We start from the raw sequence: 17,632 nt of genomic DNA on the forward strand, positions 1-17,632 counted from the left end.
TCTGTTTCAGGCGGAGAAGGGGGCGTCCGGATAGGCGGCGATCAGGTCTTCGCCTAACGCGATGCGCAGCGGCGCGAGGTGCGGTTCGAACGCACGCCACGCGTCCAGACCTTCGCGTGAGATCGGCCGCCGCACCTGTTCCGAACTGGCGGTGCGGATCGCGCGGTCGGTTTCGTGAAAGGCGAGGCAGGCGGGTTCGAAGTCCAACCCGCACGCGGCCAGCAGCGCGCGGACCTGCGTTTCGGTATCCTCCACCAACGCCTCATGAATCACGCGGTGAACGCGGCCCGGCAGCACGCGGTCAAGATGCGCGGAAAGGCGGACGTAATCGCGATAATAGCGCCCCATGTCGTCGAGCGAGTAACTGAACCCCTGCCCGCGCGCGAAATGCTGTTTGAAATTGGAAAAGCAGCAGGCGATCGGATCGCGCCGCGCGTCGACGATCGTCGCATTCGGCAGGATCAGGTGGATCAGCGACAAATGCGCCCAGTTGTTGGGCAGCTTGTCGACGAAATAGGGCCGGTCGGTCTTTCGCTGCACCGCGGCGCGGCCGAGATATTCTTCGCCCAGCGCGCGCAGGCGATCGGGCGAAACGCTGGCGAGGCCGTTCGGATAGTCGTCGGTCCGGCGCGCGATCAGCGGCAGGTCGGGAAGTTCTGTGGTGCCCTCGACCTGGCTGTGGCTGGCGAGGATTTGTTCGATCAGCGTCGATCCCGCGCGCGGCATCCCGAGGACGAAGATCGGGTCGGAAACGGGGCAGCCCTGCCCGGCGCGCGCGGTGAAGAAATCGGGGGACGCGAGCGCGATGCTGCAATCGACGAAGGCCGTGGTTTCGCCCGCGTCATAGGCCAGACTCTTGCGGCGGAGTTCGTTGCCCGCGACGTAATGCGCGAAGGCGTCGTCGGCGTAGGCACGGTCCTCGAACGCTTTTCCCAGCGCGAAATCGAGGTGGAAGCGGTCTTCGTCGCCGATCGCCGGGTCGGCGAGCGCGGCCTCCATCGCGGCGATGTCGCCCTCGTCGAAGCGCACGGTCTTCAGGTTGGCAAGACTCCACCACGCCTCGCCCAGATCAGGTTTCAGCGCCAGCGCACGGCGATAGGCGGCGACGCCGTCGACCTGCCGCCCGACCGTCTTCAGGACGTGACCGTAGCTCATCCAGACCTTCGGCTGCTGCGGCGCATCGGCCAGCACGCGTTCGTACAGCCCGATCGCCCCCTCGAACCCGCCGAGCCGGCCGAGCGCGGCGGCCTTCAGGTTGGCGTGGCCGACGTGGTCCGGCTCGTTCAACGCGTCGAGTTCCGCGATCGCCTCCGCCGGGCGATTCTGCCGGTACAGGACGAGCGCGAGATTCGCGCGCGCCGCGGTGAAACCGGGGGCGATCTCCAGCGCGCGGCGCAGCAACGCCTCGCTGTCGCGGTTGCGCCCGATCCGTCCGGCAAGCTCGGCCAGCATGCGGATTGCTCGCGCGTCGAACGGGTTCTGCTTCAGATACGCCTTCAGCCCGCGTTCGGCGTCGGGCAACCGATTGTCGTGGAGCGCCAGCGCGGCATCCATCAGCGCGGTCGGCCAGCGGGGGGCGGGGGCGGTGGCCATCGCGCGCAGAAACCATGTGGCGCGGATCGGATCAAGCGGGCAAGGGGCGACCAACGCCAACGGGGTGGAGTGAAGGTGGCAGGCGCAAAGACAGGGCAATTGGGTTTCTGGACCGCGCTCGCGCTGGTCGTGGGGAACATGATCGGGTCGGGCATCTATCTGTTGCCGGCGACGCTCGCGCCGCTGGGAGCCAACGCGCTGATCGGGTGGGGCGTGACAATCGCGGGGGCGATGTGTCTGGCGTTCGTGTTCGCGCGGCTGTCGGCGAAGCTGCCGCTGGCGGGCGGGCCCTATGCCTATGCCAATGCCGCGTTCGGGGCGACGACCGGGTTCTTCGTCGCGTGGAGTTACTGGGTGCTGGTGTGGGCGGGGAACGGCGCGATCGCGATCGCGGTCGTCAGCGCGCTCAGCCTGGTGTTCCCCGTGATAGGCAGCGGAATTGCATCGGCAGCCTCGGCGCTGGCGATCGTGTGGCTGCTGGTGGTGATCAACATTCGCGGCGTCGCGCTCGCCGGGCGGGTGCAAGTGGTGACTACGGTGCTGAAGCTGGTGCCGTTGGCGGGGGTGATCCTGCTCGCGGCCTGGCTGTTGCTCCGCGATGGGACCGCCGCAGTGGCGCCCGCCACGCCGGTGCCGCTGGGCGCGGGGGCGATCGCGGGGGCGGCGGCGCTGACCTTCTGGGGTTTTCTTGGCGTCGAATCGGCGACTGTTCCGGCGGACAAGGTGGCGAACGCGGCCAGCGTCGTGCCGCGCGTGACGCTGATCGGCACCGCGCTGACCGGGGTGGTCTATTTCTGCGTCGCCGCCGCGGTCGCGTTGCTGATGCCAGCGGACGTCACCGCAACGTCGCCCGCGCCGGTCGCGGCGTTCCTCGGCGCGACGCTGGGAACCGGCATGGCGGAGGTGGTGGCGTTGTTCGCGGCGATCAGCGCGTTCGGGGCGCTCAACGGCTTCATCTTGCTGCAGGGCGAAATGCCGTGGGCGATGGCGCGCGGCGGGGTGTTCCCCGCGTGGTTCGGGAAGGAAAGCCGCCGCGGCACCCCGGCGCGCGCGCATCTGGTGTCGGGCGTGCTGGTCAGCGTGGTGATGCTGCTGAACTATACCGGCAGCACCGGGCAATTGTTTCAGGATGTCGCGACGATTTCGCTCGCCGCAGGAATGGCCGCGTATCTGGCGAGCGCGCTGGCGGCGATCCGCCTATTGCCGGGGGATCGGCCGCTGGTGGTGGCGTCGGTCGTCGCGGCTGGATTCGTGCTGTGGATGGTGTGGGGGCTGGGGCTGAAGGCGGATTTGTGGGGGCTGGGGCTGATGCTGCTGGGGTTGCCGGTATATCTGTGGGTGAGAAAGGGTAAGCCTTGAGCGCCAACGACGATTGGTTCAGACGGCCATGCTTGTCAGATGAGGACAGGCAGGAGTTCGAGCGGCGCTTGCAACGTGCGCGCTCGTCGCGCCCAGAATATATGCGCATTCAGGCAGGTGCCTTATATGCCACAGGCGCTTACGATCTCTCGTTGAAGATGATCGATCGGACAATCGCCGATTACCCGGCTCATTTGCCCGCTTGGTTGCTGGAACAGAAGGCAGATTGTTTGCGGTCACTCGGCGAAATCGATCCGGCGCTAGACACCTACGCGAGCAGCCTTGATCGTGTGCGGGTAGATCCTGGCCTTCGGGGAAACGCACATTTCAGCTTCGCCGAGCTGGTCTGGTGTAGGAGAATGCTAAGTCGTTATGAGGATGCGCTGACTGGATTAGCGGATTTCTGGGATTGTAACCCAATCTTTCCAATGAACGAGTTCAAACAGTTCGGTTTGAATGCCCTGCTACTCGAAGGGCTTGGATCCAAAGACGAAGCGATGCCATCCGCTCGGCGTGCGTTAGCAGCAGCGGCGAAAACACGATCGCAAGCAACCAAACATCACTCACTTGGCCTCGTGCTGGATAGCAATGCGGAAATACGTCGCGCTTTGGAAAACCTCGTCAACTGACGACCGTCGGTCGGCAAAAATGGACGCCCGAGTCATATCCCCGAGCCATGTTCGAATCGACTATGAGTCGCTTTCCGGGAAAGGGCTAGTTGTTATCCCAACATCCGCCCCACGAAGCTCCGGTCGCGCAAAATCTCGTGCGCGGCATTGTGGCCCGGTGCGCCGGTGACCCCGCCGCCGGGGTGGGTGCCCGCGCCGCACATGTAGAGGCCCTTGATCGGGGCGCGGTAGTCGCCGTGGCCTAGCGTCGGGCGCGCGGCCCATAACTGGTCGAGCGTCATGTGGCCGTGCATGATATCGCCGCCGATCAGCCCGAATTTCCGCTCCAGATCGAGCGGGGAGTGGATCTGGCGCGCGATGATCGAGCCCTTGAAATTGGGCGCGTGCTTCGTGACGGTGTCGACGATCAGGTCGGCGGCGGCTTCGCGTTCGTCGTCCCAGTTGCGGCCGTCGGGCAGGACCGGCGCGAATTGCTGGCAGAACAGGCTGGCGATGTGCTGGCCGGACGGGGCGAGCGTATCGTCGACCGACGTTGGGAGTTTCATCTCGACGATCGGTTGCTTCGACCAGCCGAACGCCTTCGCATCGGTGAACGCCTGATCCATGTAGTCGAGCGTGGGCGAGATGATGATGCCCGCGGTGTGGTGTTCGGCCTTTTCCTTGCCCGGCAGGACGGTGAAATCGGGCAGTTCGCTAAGCGCGACGTTCATCCGGAACGTGCCCGATCCCGCCTTGAAGTTGTCCATCCGTCGCGCGAAGTCGGGCGTCATGTCTGCGCGGTCGATGAGTTCGCGGAATAGGAGCGCCGGGCCTGCGTTCGACGCGACGATGCCAGCCGCGATCTCCTCGTCGCTTTCCAGCCGCACGCCCGCGACCTTGCCGCCGTCGACCAGCACCTTGGCGACCGGCGCTTCGAGGCTGATCTCGACGCCCGCCTCGACGCACGCCTCTGCCATGTACTGCGTGATCGCGCCCATGCCGCCGACGCTGTGTCCCCACATCCCCATCTTGCCGTTCACCTCGCCGAAGACGTGGTGGAGCAGGACGTAAGCGCTGCCGGGTGTGTCGGGGCTGGCGTAATTGCCGACCACCGCGTCGAAGCCGAACGCGGCCTTGACGTGTTCGTTCTCATACCAGCTGTCGAGAAAGCTGCGCGCCGATTTGACGAACAGGTCCATCACGTCGCGCTGCGCCTCGATGTCCATGCCCGCCAGGCGCTTGCCCTGCGTGGCGGCGGCGATCAGCGCGCGGACGCCGCCGCCCGCATTGGGCGGGGTTTTCAGCGCGAGGTCGCGGAGCACTTGCGCGACGCGTTCGAGCGCTTCTTCGTATTTGGGGAAGGTTTCGGCGTCCTTCTTGCTGAAGCGCGCGAATTCCGCCTGCGTGCGGGCGGTGCCGCCGCCGAGCTTCAGGTAGCCGTCCTCGTGTGGGAAGAAATTGCTGATCGTGCGTTCTATGATCCGCCAGCCGCGCTCGTGCAGGCGCATGTCCTTTATGACTTTCGGCCGCAGCAGGCTGACGGTGTAGCTGGCGGTGGAATTGCGGAAGCCGGGGTGAAATTCCTCGGTCACCGCCGCGCCGCCGACGATGTGGCGGCGTTCGAGCACGCGAACCTTCAGCCCAGCGCGGGCGAGGTAGAAGGCGCAGACCAGGCCGTTGTGCCCGCCGCCGATGATGAGTGCGTCGTAGGATTTGGTCATCGTACAAACATCCGTTCGTGCTGAGCGAAGTCGAAGCACATGGTTTGCCGCATAGCCTTCGACTTCGCTCAGGCCGAACGGAGGTGGGGTTGTTGGTCGATCAAGCGGCCCGCGGCCGCCTGCTCCACCCCGGCACCGGCGCGCGGTGCTGCCGCGCTTCGGGAATCGCCTCGCGGATTTTCTTCGCGAACGACCGCAGGCACACCTCGCTCGCGCCGATCGGACCGGCGGTATAGCTGGAAGAGGCCATCCCATGCTGGACGCGTTCGATCAGCCAAGTGTCCTCCGCGTTGACCGTCCGGTTGATGCGCCAGTTGGCGTAGCGGACCAGCTTCATCTCCCTGCGGTCGTCCGGAATCGCGAACGCCATCTCGCGCAGCAGCGACGTCGTCGGTGTCAGCGGCAGCCATTGCATGAAGTCGATCTGGTCGGCGTAAAGGTCGAACGCCATGTTCGGCCAGAGCTTGTAATATAGCCACAGCCGCTGGTTCTCGTCCGGCAGATGCGCCGCGCGCGGCAGGTGCTTTTGATAGAAGCGCTCGGACACATTGTCGGACGGACGATCGACCAGCCGCCCGCTCATCTTGTCGACATACGGCTGCGCCTCGATCGCGTAACTCTTGCCGAACAACCGCGACAGGCCATCGTGCGCTACGGGTATGTGGAGGTTGTCGGAATAATTGTCGCCGACGTTTTTCCAGTTCACCTGCCGCTCGCGCGTGCGGACGGTGCTGATCGTGCTCATGTCCTCGAAGCGATACGGCGCGATTTCGTCGGCGTAGGGGGCCATCATCTGCGTGACGGACGGTCCACCCTGATCTTCCAGCCGGACGAAGACGAAGCCGTTCCAAGTTTCGGTCTCGACCGGCACCAAGCCCGTCGCGGCCATGTCGAGCGCGGGATAGTCGCGGCGCATCGGCACGCCGGTCAGCCGCCCGTCGAGGTCGTAGGTCCAGGCGTGGTATGGACAGACGAGTTTCTTCGCGCAGCCCGCATCGCCCTCGACCAGCCGCATCGCGCGGTGGCGGCAGACGTTGTGGAACGCGCGAATGTCGCGATCCTCGCCGCGGACGACGACGATGTTCTCGCCGAGATACGCGATTGTGCGCCAGTCGCCGGGATTAGCCAGGTCGCTGACGTGGCAGACGATCTGCCATGACGGGCGAATGATGCGCTGTGTCTCGACCTCGAAATACTCCGGGTCTGTGTAGAGCCAGCCGGGGAGACTCCAGTCGGCGTCCGGATCGGGGGCTGACAGGTCCGCGTAACGATGCGCCATGATGCCTCCCGTTGCTTGTTGTACGATCGTATAATAAGGTTCGCCGATGCACAAGCCCGCATATTCCCGCGCCGAACCCGATGCGCGTCGCGCGAGCCTGATCGCGGCGACGAAGCGCATGCTGGCGCGCGGCGGCGCGGGGGCGGCGTCGGTGCGCGGGATCGCAGCGGAGGCGGGGGTGTCGCCGGGGCTGGTCGGGCATTATTTCGGCGGGGTCGATGCGTTGATCGCGGAAACCTATGCCGCGGTGGGGGCGGAGGTGCAGGCCGCGTTGGACGCGGCGGTCGCCGGGGCGGGGGATGATCCGCGTGCGCGGCTGTCGGCCTATGTCGGGGCGAGCTTCGTCCCGCCGATCGCGGACCCGGCGTTGTTGGCGACATGGATCGCGTTCTGGAGTCTGGTCACCGCCAACCCGGAAATCGCGCGGCTGCATGACGAGGTTTATGCCGGGTATCGGCGCGATCTGGAGGCGTTGCTTGCCGGTTGCGGGGTGTGTGAGGGCAAGCGGCGGCTGGCGGCGATTGCGGTGACCGCTCTGGTCGATGGGTTGTGGCTGGAATTGTGCCTGTCGCCGGGAACGTTCGCGGCGGATGAGGCGCGGGGGATCGCGGAGGCACAGATTGCGGCGATCCTAAATCCTCCCCGGCACGGGGAGGGGGACCGCGACGCGTAGCGGCGTGGTGGAGGGGGCGGGCCGCGAGCGATCACCTCGCGGCCCGCCCCCTCCGTCAGGCCTTCGGCCTGCCACCTCCCCGTCCCGGGGAGGATTTGTTACTTCGACAAATCGGTGATCAGCGACAAATAATACGTGACCGCCGGACCGATATTATTCACCGGCGTGCGTTCGTTCAGGCCGTGGCTGAAATCGTCCGAATCCTTGATGAACACCGGACTCGCGCCGTAGCTTGGCACGCCTTTCGATCGGAACCACATGCTGTCGCTCGCGCCCGACGACTGGCTCGGGAAGACGGGCACGCCGGGATAGACTTTGCCCAGCGCCTTCTTCACCGCCGCGACGAAATCGGGGCGCATCGGGGAGGGGGCGTTGGGGATCGATCCTTCGGTCACATCCTTGAACTGGACCGCGGGGTCGGCGACGACCTTTTGCAGTTCGGCCATGATCGCGGCGGGCTGATGGCCGGGGAAGATGCGGCAGTTGATGTTGGCGGTAGCGCGTTCCGGCAGCGCGTTCAGCCCGTGCCCGCCGTTGATCATCGTCGATACGCAGGTTGTGCCGATCTTGCCGATCGTCGAAGGATTTGCGGTCAGCGTCGTGATCGCGGCCTTGTCCGCCGGATTGGCGGCGAAAGCGCGCATCGCCGCGCCGGTCTCCTTATCCTCGTATTTCGCGGCCTCCACGAAATAGGCGCGGGTCAGGTCGCTGACCTCGGGCTTGAATTGATATTCGCCGATCTTCACCAGCGCGGCGGCGAGCTGGTTGATCGCGTTCAGCTTGCGCGGCGCGGAGGAATGCCCGCCGGGGTTGGTGACGGTCAGCTCGAAATCGGCGTAGGTTTTTTCGGCGCCGTTCCAAGTCCAATATTCGGGCTTGCCGGTCGCTTCGTTCAGCGACCCGCCGCCGCCGTCGATGTTCAGCACCAGTTCGGCGTTCTTCAATTGCTCGGCGATGATCGCGCTCGTCTTCATCGTCGTTTCCTCGTCGCCCGAAAATTCGAGGACGATGTCGCGGCGCGGTTTGTAGCCCTGCCGTTTCAGCTCGATCAGCGTGGCAATGACGATCGCGGCGTCCAGCTTCATGTCGGTCGCGCCGCGGCCGTAGAGATAGCCGTTCTCGACGACGGGCGTGAACGGGTCGCGCTGCCAGTCGGCGGGGTTGGCCGCGACGACGTCGATATGGCCCGAGATGACGAGCGGCTTGGCGGCGGGCTCGCTGCCCTTCCAGCGCGCGATCATGTAGGCGGTGTTGTCGACCGGGGTGATCGTGACGTCGGCGTCGGCGAACCCGCCCGCGACCAGCACCTGTTTCAGATACGCCGCGAGTTGCGGGGTCTGTCCGCCGGGCGAATTGACGCTCTTGAATGCGATCGCACGCTTGGCGATGTCGAGCGCCTGCGCTTCGGCTTTCGGATTGGCGGGCGCGGCGTGCGCCGCGGTCGTCGAAAGAACCAGGATCGCCGCCGCCAGAGCCGGATATTTCATGTGTCACCCTCTATCGTTCGGGGTGACGTAGCGCGTGCTAGACATACCTCACAAATGAAAAGAGGTTGCCGGGCGCCATCAGGCGACCCGGCAACCTCCAGACATGGTCAGCGGCCGGAGAGCTCCAGCCCGGAGGACCATGCGAGCCGCAAATCCTGTGAACCCAACCGTTGACTGGAGGAGGATACCCCCCGGCCGGGTCCGGCGGATCTAGCGACGCGTCCCCCGAACGAACCGAACCGAACTCACTGCTGAACCATGAGACATCGGATCACCTCCTTTCGCTGTTTGATACACTGCGTGACTGCCTGCCACGCCATCTATTTGAGTCATTCGAAAGCGCGATACAAGTCTTGTATTGCGCCGCGTTTTCGACGATTCTCTTCCGCCGCCGCCCGACGCGCTGCGTCAGGCCCGGCAATCCTCCGTCACCCGCGCGATTTCGGCCCAGCTCGGCACGACCAGCGGCGGCGATCCCGCCTGTTCCACTACGATCCGCCCACGGCTGAACGCCATCGCGTCGAGCAACGGATCGCGCACCGGCAGCGCTGTCGCGACATAAGGCAGTGCGCCGCCGGTCGGCTGGACCGGCAGTGCGCGCGTCGCGCTGGAGGTGCGGACAGTCAGCGCACCGGTGTCCGATCCGGCGCGCGAGAGATAGATGCGACGCTCGGCCATGTCACAGCGCAGAACGAGGCGCGCGTCGGTATTCGCCTGCCCGAACATCGCCCGCGTGCCCCGCGCGTCGCGACCGTAGCTCCACGAGCCGGGCGTCAGCGGCCAGTCCTGCCAGTCGCTCGCCAGCGGTGCGGTGGTCGGCACCGGGGACGGCCGCTGGACGATCGGCGCGGGCGGCGGGGCCTGTTCGCGCGGCGGGGCGACGCACGCGGTGAGCGGGGCGAGCAGGGCGGAGATGAGTACAAGATGACGCATCGCGCGACTATGCGGCACCAATCGTCCGCGCTCAACCGGAACCGCCGCGCCCCACGTCGGTTCAGCCGCGTAACAACCTTATCCTGGGAGCCTTTCATGGCCGAACCGAACACCGCCACCCTGCTGCTGATCCAGTCCAACGTCGCGACCACCGTCAAAGTCGAGAGCCGCGACGGCGACAATATCGGGACCGTCCACGCTTTTATGGTGCATAAAGCTACCGGCCGCGTGACTCACGCGGTCTTGTCGCTTGGCGGGTTCCTCGGGATGGGCAAAAGCTTCTATCCGCTGCCGTTCGAGCTGCTGAGTTTTGACGTCGTGCGCGACCTATACGTCGTCACGATCGACCGCCGTCTGCTGGAGGGCGGCCCGAGTTGGTCGAACAACGCGCCGGTCTTCGACCAGGCCTATGCCGACCGCGTCGCGAGCTATTACGGCGTCAGCGCCGCCGACGTTTCGTCCGACTGAGCGATCACAGGAGAGTAAGGCCATGAGTATCTTCAGCAAAATCAAGGATGCGATCTTCGGCGCGAACGGCCCGCTGGGCGGCCAGTTCAGCGGCAAGAAGGACGCGCCCGCCGCACCTGCGCCCGCCCCTATGCCGCGCGCGCAACCGACGCAGGCGGCGCCCGCTCCGGCGGCGCAGCCCAAGCCAGTTCCCGCCACGGCGGCGCAGCCGGTCGATGTCGAGGCGGTGCTGACCGGCATCGCGCAGAAGAAGGGCGGCCCGGAACTGAATTGGCGCACCTCGATCGTCGATCTGATGAAGCTGCTCGACCTCGATTCGAGCCTCGCCAATCGCAAGGAACTCGCGACAGAGCTCGGCTACAGCGGCGACAAGGATGGCTCGGCCGAAATGAACATCTGGCTCCACAAGGCGGTGATGCGTGAGCTGGAAAAGAACGGCGGCGTGGTTCCCGCCGCGATGAAGGATTGATCGCAATGGGCGACAATAAGGAACGCGGGATCGAGAAAGCGGTCGAGGAACTGCTGACCGACCCCGACGCGCCCGAAAAGGGCAACACGACCCCACCACAGACGATCGATGCGGAACCAGCCGCGGATCGCGCACCGGGTTCGGACAAGAGTTAACGCGCGCCGATCGACGCCGCAAACGCCTGCCACGCGGGCCAATGCGACACTGCGACGCGAAGCGGCTGGGTGGCCAGGAACAGGCCGCCCGCCGCGATCGTCGCGGGATGCAAACGCCCGCGCGTTCGCACATCGAAAATGACGAGTGCTGCGAGCAGAACATCGGTCAGCAGCATTCCGAAAACCGGCGGCGGTAGTTCGGTGCCGACCATCCGGCCGATCCGCGCTCCGGGCGTAATGATCAGCGCCGAGGTCGCGAGCAGCATGATGCGCTTGTGGTGCTGGGGCTTGCGACGCCACGCCACGCCAGCCGCGCACAGGATGCCGAACGTCGACACCGCCATGAACGGAAAGATGATCGGCGGCGCACGGTGTCCGGGCAGTCCGTGGAGCGGCGCGGTCACGAGAGCCGTGATGAAGCCAAGCACGACCACCGCCACTGCCAGCACCGCTCCGAACACGCCGATCCGCCGGTGGAGATCGATCCTCCGCGACACCACCAAGCCGGTCTGACCGGCGTGAAGGAGAATCCAGCCGGTGAATACCAGCCCATGCAGATGGACGATCGGCAACAGCGCCGGCGCGGCGGTGAAGCGCATGAAATAATAGGACGGCGCGAAACCGACAAACGTGATCGCAACCATCGCCAGCGCCATCCCGCCGAAAAAGCGATCTTCAGCGCCAATAGGCGCGGCGCGAACGGGCGCGAGCGTCGCCATGCCGTCCTGATCCTCCACCGATCGGCGTTAGGATGACGCGATGGCGGCGGAAATTATAGGATGGAAGCGACGGTTGTCGCATCCGTCAGGCGGCGCGCGGAACGATCCGGTCCAGCGCGCCGTTCAGCGCGCGCCGCGCCTTTACGATTTCATAGCGGTTCTGCAGGCGCAGGAAGAAGCCCTCCGACATCCGGAAATAGCGCGCAAGGCGCAGGTCCAACTCGGCGTCGACCGGACGAACGCCCTCGACCACCGCAGCGATCCGCTCCGGCGATACGCCCACGTCACCGGCAAGCTGTTCGATCGTCGGCTCCTCCGGTTTGTGGAATTCGGTGACCAGCAGCTGACCGGCGTGTTCGTTCTCGAGCCATTCCGGATAAGTGATAGTCGGTGATTTCGACGTCATATGCGCCTCCGTCCTTCCAGACGAAGCATATGCGCCACTGCGCGTTAATCGAAAAGAATATGCGCGATCGGTCGGAAGGGGGTGGAGGCGCAAGTTCATCACGGCACTAGGAGCGACCCCCGCCCCGCGCGCCCATCCTGATCTTCTGGCTCTTTCCGTAACGTGTCTTCCGCGTGCCCGGCTTGCCCTCGTTGCTCCGCCCCATCACCGGCGCTTTGTGCTGTTCGACCGGCAGACCCAGTTCCTCCTGCTCCAGCGCGCGGATTTCGTCGCGCAGGCGACCTGCTTCCTCAAACTCCAGGTCGGACGCAGCCTTGCGCATCTTCTTTTCGAGGTCTTCGATATGCGCGCGTAGATTGTGGCCAACCATGTGCGGGCGTTCTTCGTCGATTTCGACCGTCACCTGATCGCGGCTGGCGACGTCCTTGATGATGTCGCCGATGTTGCGGCGGATCGTCGTCGGGGTGATGCCGTGTTCGGCGTTGTACGCGAGCTGTTTCTCGCGACGGCGCGAGGTTTCGTTCATCGCGCGCTCCATCGAACCCGTGACGCGATCGGCGTACAGGATCACGCGGCCGTCGACGTTGCGCGCCGCGCGGCCGATCGTCTGGATCAGCGAGGTCTCGCTGCGCAGGAAGCCTTCCTTGTCGGCGTCGAGAATTGCGACCAGCCCGCATTCGGGGATGTCGAGTCCCTCGCGCAGCAGGTTGATGCCGATCAGCACGTCGTACACGCCAAGCCGCAAGTCGCGGATCAGTTCGATACGCTCCAGCGTCTCCACATCCGAATGCATGTAGCGGACCTTGATCCCCGCCTCGTGCATATATTCGGTCAGATCCTCCGCCATGCGCTTGGTCAGCGTAGTGACGAGCGTGCGGTATCCGGCCTCGGTCGTCTTGCGGCATTCGACGATCAGATCCTGGACCTGTTCCTCGACCGGCTTGATCTCCACCGGCGGGTCGATCAGCCCGGTGGGGCGGATGACCTGTTCGGCGAAGACGCCGCCGGTCTGCTCCATCTCCCAACCGCCCGGCGTCGCGGAGACGTAAGTCGTTTGCGGGCGCATCGCGTCCCATTCGTTGAAGCGCAGCGGGCGGTTGTCGATCGCCGATGGCAGGCGGAAGCCATATTCGGCCAGCGTCAGTTTGCGCCGGTGATCGCCGCGCGACATGCCGTTGATCTGGCCGATCGTGACGTGGCTTTCGTCGACGAACAGCAATGCGTTTTCTGGCAGATATTCGAATAGGGTGGGGGGCGGTTCGCCCGGCATCCGGCCGGTCAGGAAGCGGCTGTAATTCTCGATTCCCGCGCACGACCCGGTGGCGGCGATCATCTCCAGGTCGAAGTTGGTGCGCTGCTCCAGTCGTTGCGCTTCGAGTAATTTACCCTCGGTCACCAGTTCCTTCAGCCGTTCGGCCAATTCATGCTTGATCGCCTCGCCCGCCTGTTTCAGCGTCGGCCCGGGCGTGACGTAGTGCGAATTGGCGTAAACGCGCACCGAATTGAGCGACGCGACCTTGCTGCCGGTCAGCGGATCGAATTCGACGATCTCCTCGATATCGTCGCCGAAGAAGCTGATCCGCCACGCGCTGTCCTCGTAATGCGAGGGGAAGATTTCCAGCGTGTCGCCCTTCACGCGGAAATTCCCACGCTGGAACGCAGCGTCGTTGCGCTTGTATTGCAGCGCGACCAGTTTCCGGACGATCTCGCGCTGGTCGACCGTCGTGCCCTTTTTCAGATCGAAGATCATCGCGCTATACGTTTCGACCGATCCGATGCCGTACAGGCACGACACCGATGCGACGATGATCACGTCGTCGCGCTCCAGCAGCGCGCGCGTCGCCGAATGCCGCATCCGGTCGATCGATTCGTTGGTCGACGATTCCTTCTCGATATACGTGTCCGACCGCGCGACATACGCCTCTGGCTGATAATAATCGTAGTAACTGACGAAATATTCGACCGCATTGTTGGGGAAGAACGACTTCATTTCGCCGTAGAGCTGCGCGGCGAGGATCTTGTTCGGGGCGAGGATCAGCGCGGGGCGCTGCAGTTCCTCGATGACCTTGGCCATCGTAAAGGTCTTGCCGGAGCCGGTGACGCCCAGCAGCACCTGATCGCGCTCGCCTTCCTTCGCGGCGTCGGCCAGTTCGCGGATCGCGGTCGGCTGATCGCCGCTCGGGGTGTATTCGCTGACGATCTCGAAACGCTTTCCGCCCTCGGCCTTGTCGGGGCGGGCGGGGCGGTGGGGGATGAAGGTTTCGCTCGATTCGGGTTCTTCGAGATTGGTGCGAATCTGGATGGCCATGCACGCAATATGGGCGTGAGGGACGCGGGGTGGAAGGTCTGCGCGGGCGTGCGTATGACGCGCGCATGAAACCCGTGATCTTCGGCCTGTCCGGCCCCGTCATGACGCCGCAGGAACGCGCCTTCTTCGCCGAGGCGAAACCGGCGGGCTATATCTTCTTCAAGCGAAACGTCGTCGACCGGACGCAACTGCGTGCGCTGACCGCCTCGTTGCGTGAACTCGAAGACCGCGAGGATGTAGCGATCCTGATCGATCAGGAGGGCGGGCGCGTCGCACGGATGGGACCGCCCGAATGGCCCGCCTTTCCCGCGGGTCCGGCGTTCGACGCGCTGTACGAGATCGCGCCGATGTCGGGGATCGAGGCGGCGCGCGCCAATGCGACCGCGCTGGGGCTGATGCTGGCGGAGGTGGGGATCACCGTGAACTGCCTGCCGTTGCTCGACGTGGCGCGCGCCGACACGACCGACGCGATCAGCACCCGCGCTTACGGCCACGAACCGATGCGCGTCGCGGCGATGGGGCGCGCGACGCTGGAGGGGCTGGCCGCGGCGGGCGTCGTCGGGGTTATAAAGCATATGCCGGGGCACGGCCGAGCGGTGGTCGATACGCACCACCATCTGCCGACCGTGACCGCCTCCGACGTCGAACTGGAGGACGATCTCGCCCCGTTCCGCGCGCTGTCGGATGCGCCGATGGGGATGACCAGCCACATTGTGTTCGACGCCTGGGACCGCGAGCGCCCCGCGACCCTGTCGCCGATTGTGATCGAGGAAATCATCCGCGGCAGGATCGGGTTCGACGGGCTGCTGATGACCGACGACATCGACATGAAGGCGCTGTCGGGCACGGCGGGCGAGAAAGCGGCGGGCGCGATCGCGGCCGGGTGCGACGTGGTGCTCGATTGCTGGGCGCGGATGGACGAGATGGTCGAGATCGCGGGACGGCTGGGCGAGATTTCCCCGCGGTCGCGCGAGCGGCTGGATGCGGCGATGGCGAGCGTGGGCGCGGGCGAGGGGGACTTTGCGGAAGCGGTGGTTAAGCGGGATGCGCTGTTGGCGCTGGTATGACGGACGGCAGGTTTCGCTTAGAAGCGGTCGGGAGGCCATGTATTCGAAACGAAGGTTTTCGCGGAAGGTTAGGCTAAGGTTAGGCCAAGACGGCATTTCGGCATGCGTCAAAAGTCGCCATAAAGTCGCACCTGCGCACGTATCTGCACGCGGCGGTGGATCGTCGTCATCCAGCGATGAGAAACAGCCAGAAACCCCTAGCAGATCGGCATCATGTAGGAAAACGCGGATGGTGGCCCGAAAGGAGACGCCGGAATGGACTGGCCGGCGCTGATTACGCCGCCGCTGATTTGGGCGACGGCGGTTTGGGTATCACCCTATTTGAAGACGCACAGGCCTACTCTCGCGGGAGTATTGGCATTGATCTCGAGCGCTTTGATGTTTGCGTCTCTTCGGCTGGACGACCCTGCTTTTCCGATCTTTCTGGGCATGTCGGGGGTAGCTTTGACGGGAATGTTCGGGGCATTGTTTTGGCCGACGACATCGGCAGGCACGAAGCAGAATGCTCGCTAACCAGCGGATCGAGCTAAAAGCGGCCTGTCTGACCACCAATCCCGGCCATGTCCGCGCCAGACTGTCCTACATCGCCGCGATCTGTCAGCATGACGGGATGACCCGCCGTCGTGCCGACCCCATTTCGCCCGCCCCCTCGGCCCGGCCACGTCACCCCGTCGGCGCACACAAAATCGTACCAGCGTCTCAACATTCTCAACATTCGCGGTCGCCGCGGCCCACGCGCGCCGGATCGACGACCCGCGAACCAAGGGCGCGCGCCGCGTGACCGACGACACGCTAACTCTCGATCTGGACGGCTGGGAAGGGCCGCTCGATCTCCTGCTGGCGCTCGCGCGGGCGCAGAAGGTCGACCTGCGCGAGATTTCGATCCTCGCGCTGGTCGAGCAATATCTTGGCTACGTCGATCAGGCGCGCGCGTTGCGGCTGGAGCTGGCGGCGGACTATCTCGTGATGGCGGCGTGGCTGGCGTATCTGAAATCGGCGCTGCTGCTACCGCGCGATCCCGAGGTCGAGCCGAGCCCCGAAGAACTAGCGCTGCGGCTGCAACTGCGGCTCGAACGGCTGAATGCGATGCGTGAGGCGGGGGCGCGGCTGATGGCGCGCGACCGGGTCGGGCGCGATGTGTTCAAGCGCGATGCGGCGGAGGGGCTGCGGACGGTGCGCAAGGCGCGCTGGCAGGCCGAAATCTACGATCTGATCGCGGCGTATGGCCGGATTTCGGCCCGCACGCGGCCGGTGATGCACGTCGTCGCCGATAGGCAGGTGATGACGCTGGAGGCGGCGATCGCGCGCGTTTCGGCGCTGATCGGTCAGGCGATCGAGTGGCGCACGATTGAGGCGTTCCTGCCCGATGACGATGGTCCGCTCCGTAAATCGGCGCTGGCGTCCAGCTTCGTCGCCTCGCTTGAGCTGGCGCGGCAGGGGCGGGTCGAATTGCGCCAACACGCACCGTTCGCGCCGCTTTATCTGCGCGCGCCCGCATGACGCCGCCCGATGATCTGGCGCGCGCGGTGGAGGCGGTGCTGTTCGCCGCCGCCGAACCGCTGACGGTCGACACGATCGCGGCGCACACCGGCGCGGGCAACGTGCGCGCCGCGCTGGATAAGATCGCAGCCGATTATGCGGGGCGCGGGGTAAATCTGGTCGAGCGCGGCGGGCGCTGGCAGTTCCAGACCGCCGCCGACATGGCGCACCTGCTCCGTCGCGACCGCGAGGAGGCGCGCAAGCTCAGTCGCGCCGGGATCGAGACGCTGGCGATCGTAGCGTATCACGAACCCGTCACGCGCGCGGAGATCGAGGCGATTCGCGGGGTGCAGATATCCAAGGGCACGCTGGACGTGCTGATGGAGGCGAACTGGATTCGCCCCGCAGGACGGCGCGACATGCCGGGACGCCCGCTCACCTATGCGACGACGACCGAATTTCTCGTTCATTTCGGACTGGCGAGCCGTCGTGATCTGCCCGGTATCGACGACCTGTGCGCTGCGGGGCTGCTTGATCCGGTCGATCTCGCTTTCGATCAACTCACTGTAGAAAAGGAGGGAGAGGAAGACTAGATAGAGCGGACTTCAGGAGATTACCCATGGGCGGTTTCAGCCTTCCGCATATCCTCATTCTCGCGGTCGTCGCGATTCTGCTGCTCGGCGGCGGACGTTTCTCGAGCATGATGGGCGACGTCGCAAAGGGCGTGAAGAACTTCAAGAAGGGCATGTCGGAGGAGGAGGAAGAGGCCGCCGCCGCCAAGCCCGCCAGCCGGATCGAGGCGCAGCAGGCAGCGCGTCCCGCCAGCGAAACCGTGATCCACGAAGAGAAGGCGCCGCGCTGATCCACGCGCGCTGATTCGCCGCGACCAACCCCGCGCGAAGGCCGTC

General features: G+C 65.2%; 19 protein-coding genes. 11 read left to right on the top strand and 8 right to left on the bottom strand.

Translation table 11 applies throughout. The annotated features are described in order from the left end of the window. Nucleotides 1–6: 6 nt before the first annotated feature. Nucleotides 7–1,593 carry a tetratricopeptide repeat-containing sulfotransferase family protein gene (locus M0208_RS14315; protein ID WP_258892346.1) on the bottom strand — a complete coding sequence of 529 codons (1,587 nt, stop codon included), beginning with the start codon at nt 1,591–1,593 and terminating at the stop codon, nt 7–9. A 75-nt stretch (nt 1,594–1,668) separates the two neighbouring features. Here M0208_RS14315 and M0208_RS14320 point away from each other — a divergent pair, with 75 nt between their 5' ends. Both M0208_RS14320 and M0208_RS14325 read left to right on the top strand, forming a co-directional pair. Continuing rightward, on the top strand, nt 1,669–2,952 hold the full coding sequence (locus tag M0208_RS14320) for an amino acid permease (RefSeq protein WP_258892347.1): 1,284 nt from the start codon (nt 1,669–1,671) through the stop codon (nt 2,950–2,952). Next, nucleotides 2,949–3,581 (top strand): hypothetical protein, encoded by a 633-nt coding sequence (locus tag M0208_RS14325; protein ID WP_258892348.1) that lies wholly within the window; start codon nt 2,949–2,951, stop codon nt 3,579–3,581. The genes M0208_RS14320 and M0208_RS14325 overlap by 4 nt, the downstream gene beginning before the upstream one ends. 92 nt (nt 3,582–3,673) lie before the next feature. Here the strand turns inward: M0208_RS14325 and M0208_RS14330 are convergent, their stop codons facing one another. Together M0208_RS14330 and M0208_RS14335 are read right to left on the bottom strand one after the other, a co-directional pair. After that, complete coding sequence (locus M0208_RS14330) at nt 3,674–5,281, bottom strand: NAD(P)/FAD-dependent oxidoreductase (protein WP_258892349.1); 1,608 nt, start codon at nt 5,279–5,281, stop codon at nt 3,674–3,676. Between the two features lie 100 nt (nt 5,282–5,381). Continuing rightward, the gene (locus tag M0208_RS14335) at nt 5,382–6,560 is read right to left on the bottom strand and encodes an aromatic ring-hydroxylating dioxygenase subunit alpha (RefSeq protein ID WP_258892350.1); all 1,179 of its coding nucleotides are present in this window, start codon (nt 6,558–6,560) and stop codon (nt 5,382–5,384) included. 46 nt (nt 6,561–6,606) lie between these two features. Between M0208_RS14335 and M0208_RS14340 the strand changes: the two genes are divergently transcribed. Then, entirely contained in the window at nt 6,607–7,233 is a 627-nt protein-coding gene (locus M0208_RS14340) for a TetR family transcriptional regulator C-terminal domain-containing protein (RefSeq protein ID WP_258892351.1), read from the top strand. Between the two features lie 98 nt (nt 7,234–7,331). On the opposite strand, the gene M0208_RS14345 is transcribed toward M0208_RS14340, so the two are convergent. Then, a complete protein-coding gene (locus M0208_RS14345; protein ID WP_258892352.1) occupies nt 7,332–8,720 on the bottom strand; it encodes a M20/M25/M40 family metallo-hydrolase in 1,389 nt (462 codons plus the stop codon). A gap of 408 nt (nt 8,721–9,128) precedes the next feature. Beyond that, on the bottom strand, nt 9,129–9,653 hold the full coding sequence (locus M0208_RS14350; RefSeq protein WP_258892353.1) for a hypothetical protein: 525 nt from the start codon (nt 9,651–9,653) through the stop codon (nt 9,129–9,131). 96 nt (nt 9,654–9,749) lie between these two features. Here M0208_RS14350 and M0208_RS14355 point away from each other — a divergent pair, with 96 nt between their 5' ends. From M0208_RS14355 to M0208_RS14365, 3 genes are read left to right on the top strand one after another with little or no spacing between them, the layout of a single operon-like run. After that, nucleotides 9,750–10,121 (top strand): PRC-barrel domain-containing protein, encoded by a 372-nt coding sequence (locus tag M0208_RS14355; RefSeq protein WP_258892354.1) that lies wholly within the window; start codon nt 9,750–9,752, stop codon nt 10,119–10,121. A 22-nt stretch (nt 10,122–10,143) separates the two neighbouring features. Next, nucleotides 10,144–10,590 (top strand): DUF3597 domain-containing protein, encoded by a 447-nt coding sequence (locus M0208_RS14360; RefSeq protein WP_258892355.1) that lies wholly within the window; start codon nt 10,144–10,146, stop codon nt 10,588–10,590. Nucleotides 10,591–10,595: 5 nt separating this feature from the next. Further along, a complete protein-coding gene (locus M0208_RS14365) occupies nt 10,596–10,745 on the top strand; it encodes a hypothetical protein (protein WP_258892356.1) in 150 nt (49 codons plus the stop codon). Here the strand turns inward: M0208_RS14365 and M0208_RS14370 are convergent. The 3 genes from M0208_RS14370 to uvrB all read right to left on the bottom strand — a co-directional run bounded on the left by M0208_RS14370 (nt 10,742) and on the right by uvrB (nt 14,178). Beyond that, nucleotides 10,742–11,482 (bottom strand): hypothetical protein, encoded by a 741-nt coding sequence (locus M0208_RS14370; protein ID WP_258892357.1) that lies wholly within the window; start codon nt 11,480–11,482, stop codon nt 10,742–10,744. The genes M0208_RS14365 and M0208_RS14370 overlap by 4 nt on opposite strands. Nucleotides 11,483–11,549: 67 nt before the next feature. Further along, nucleotides 11,550–11,870, bottom strand: coding sequence for a HigA family addiction module antitoxin (locus tag M0208_RS14375; protein WP_258892358.1), 321 nt, complete (start codon nt 11,868–11,870; stop codon nt 11,550–11,552). Nucleotides 11,871–11,976: 106 nt separating this feature from the next. Further along, nucleotides 11,977–14,178 carry an excinuclease ABC subunit UvrB gene (gene uvrB, locus M0208_RS14380; protein ID WP_258892359.1) on the bottom strand — a complete coding sequence of 734 codons (2,202 nt, stop codon included), beginning with the start codon at nt 14,176–14,178 and terminating at the stop codon, nt 11,977–11,979. A 65-nt stretch (nt 14,179–14,243) separates the two neighbouring features. On the opposite strand from uvrB, the gene M0208_RS14385 reads away from it, so the two are divergent. The 5 genes from M0208_RS14385 (at nt 14,244) to M0208_RS14405 (ending at nt 17,586) form a co-directional block, all read left to right on the top strand. Beyond that, complete coding sequence (locus M0208_RS14385) at nt 14,244–15,245, top strand: glycoside hydrolase family 3 N-terminal domain-containing protein (RefSeq protein WP_258892360.1); 1,002 nt, start codon at nt 14,244–14,246, stop codon at nt 15,243–15,245. Nucleotides 15,246–15,500: 255 nt separating this feature from the next. Beyond that, nucleotides 15,501–15,758: a hypothetical protein gene (locus M0208_RS14390; protein WP_258892361.1), complete on the top strand. Its 258-nt coding sequence runs from the start codon at nt 15,501–15,503 to the stop codon at nt 15,756–15,758. 264 nt (nt 15,759–16,022) lie between these two features. Continuing rightward, nucleotides 16,023–16,745, top strand: coding sequence for a ScpA family protein (locus tag M0208_RS14395; protein WP_258892362.1), 723 nt, complete (start codon nt 16,023–16,025; stop codon nt 16,743–16,745). Beyond that, nucleotides 16,742–17,317, top strand: a complete 576-nt coding sequence (gene scpB / locus M0208_RS14400) for an SMC-Scp complex subunit ScpB (protein ID WP_258892363.1) — start codon at nt 16,742–16,744, stop codon at nt 17,315–17,317. The genes M0208_RS14395 and scpB overlap by 4 nt, the downstream gene beginning before the upstream one ends. Before the next feature lie 26 nt (nt 17,318–17,343). After that, nucleotides 17,344–17,586, top strand: a complete 243-nt coding sequence (locus M0208_RS14405; RefSeq protein WP_258892364.1) for a twin-arginine translocase TatA/TatE family subunit — start codon at nt 17,344–17,346, stop codon at nt 17,584–17,586. Nucleotides 17,587–17,632: the final 46 nt, after the last annotated feature.

This window comes from Sphingomonas sp. SUN019 (genome assembly GCF_024758705.1).
Classification (GTDB): Bacteria; Pseudomonadota; Alphaproteobacteria; order Sphingomonadales; family Sphingomonadaceae; genus Sphingomonas.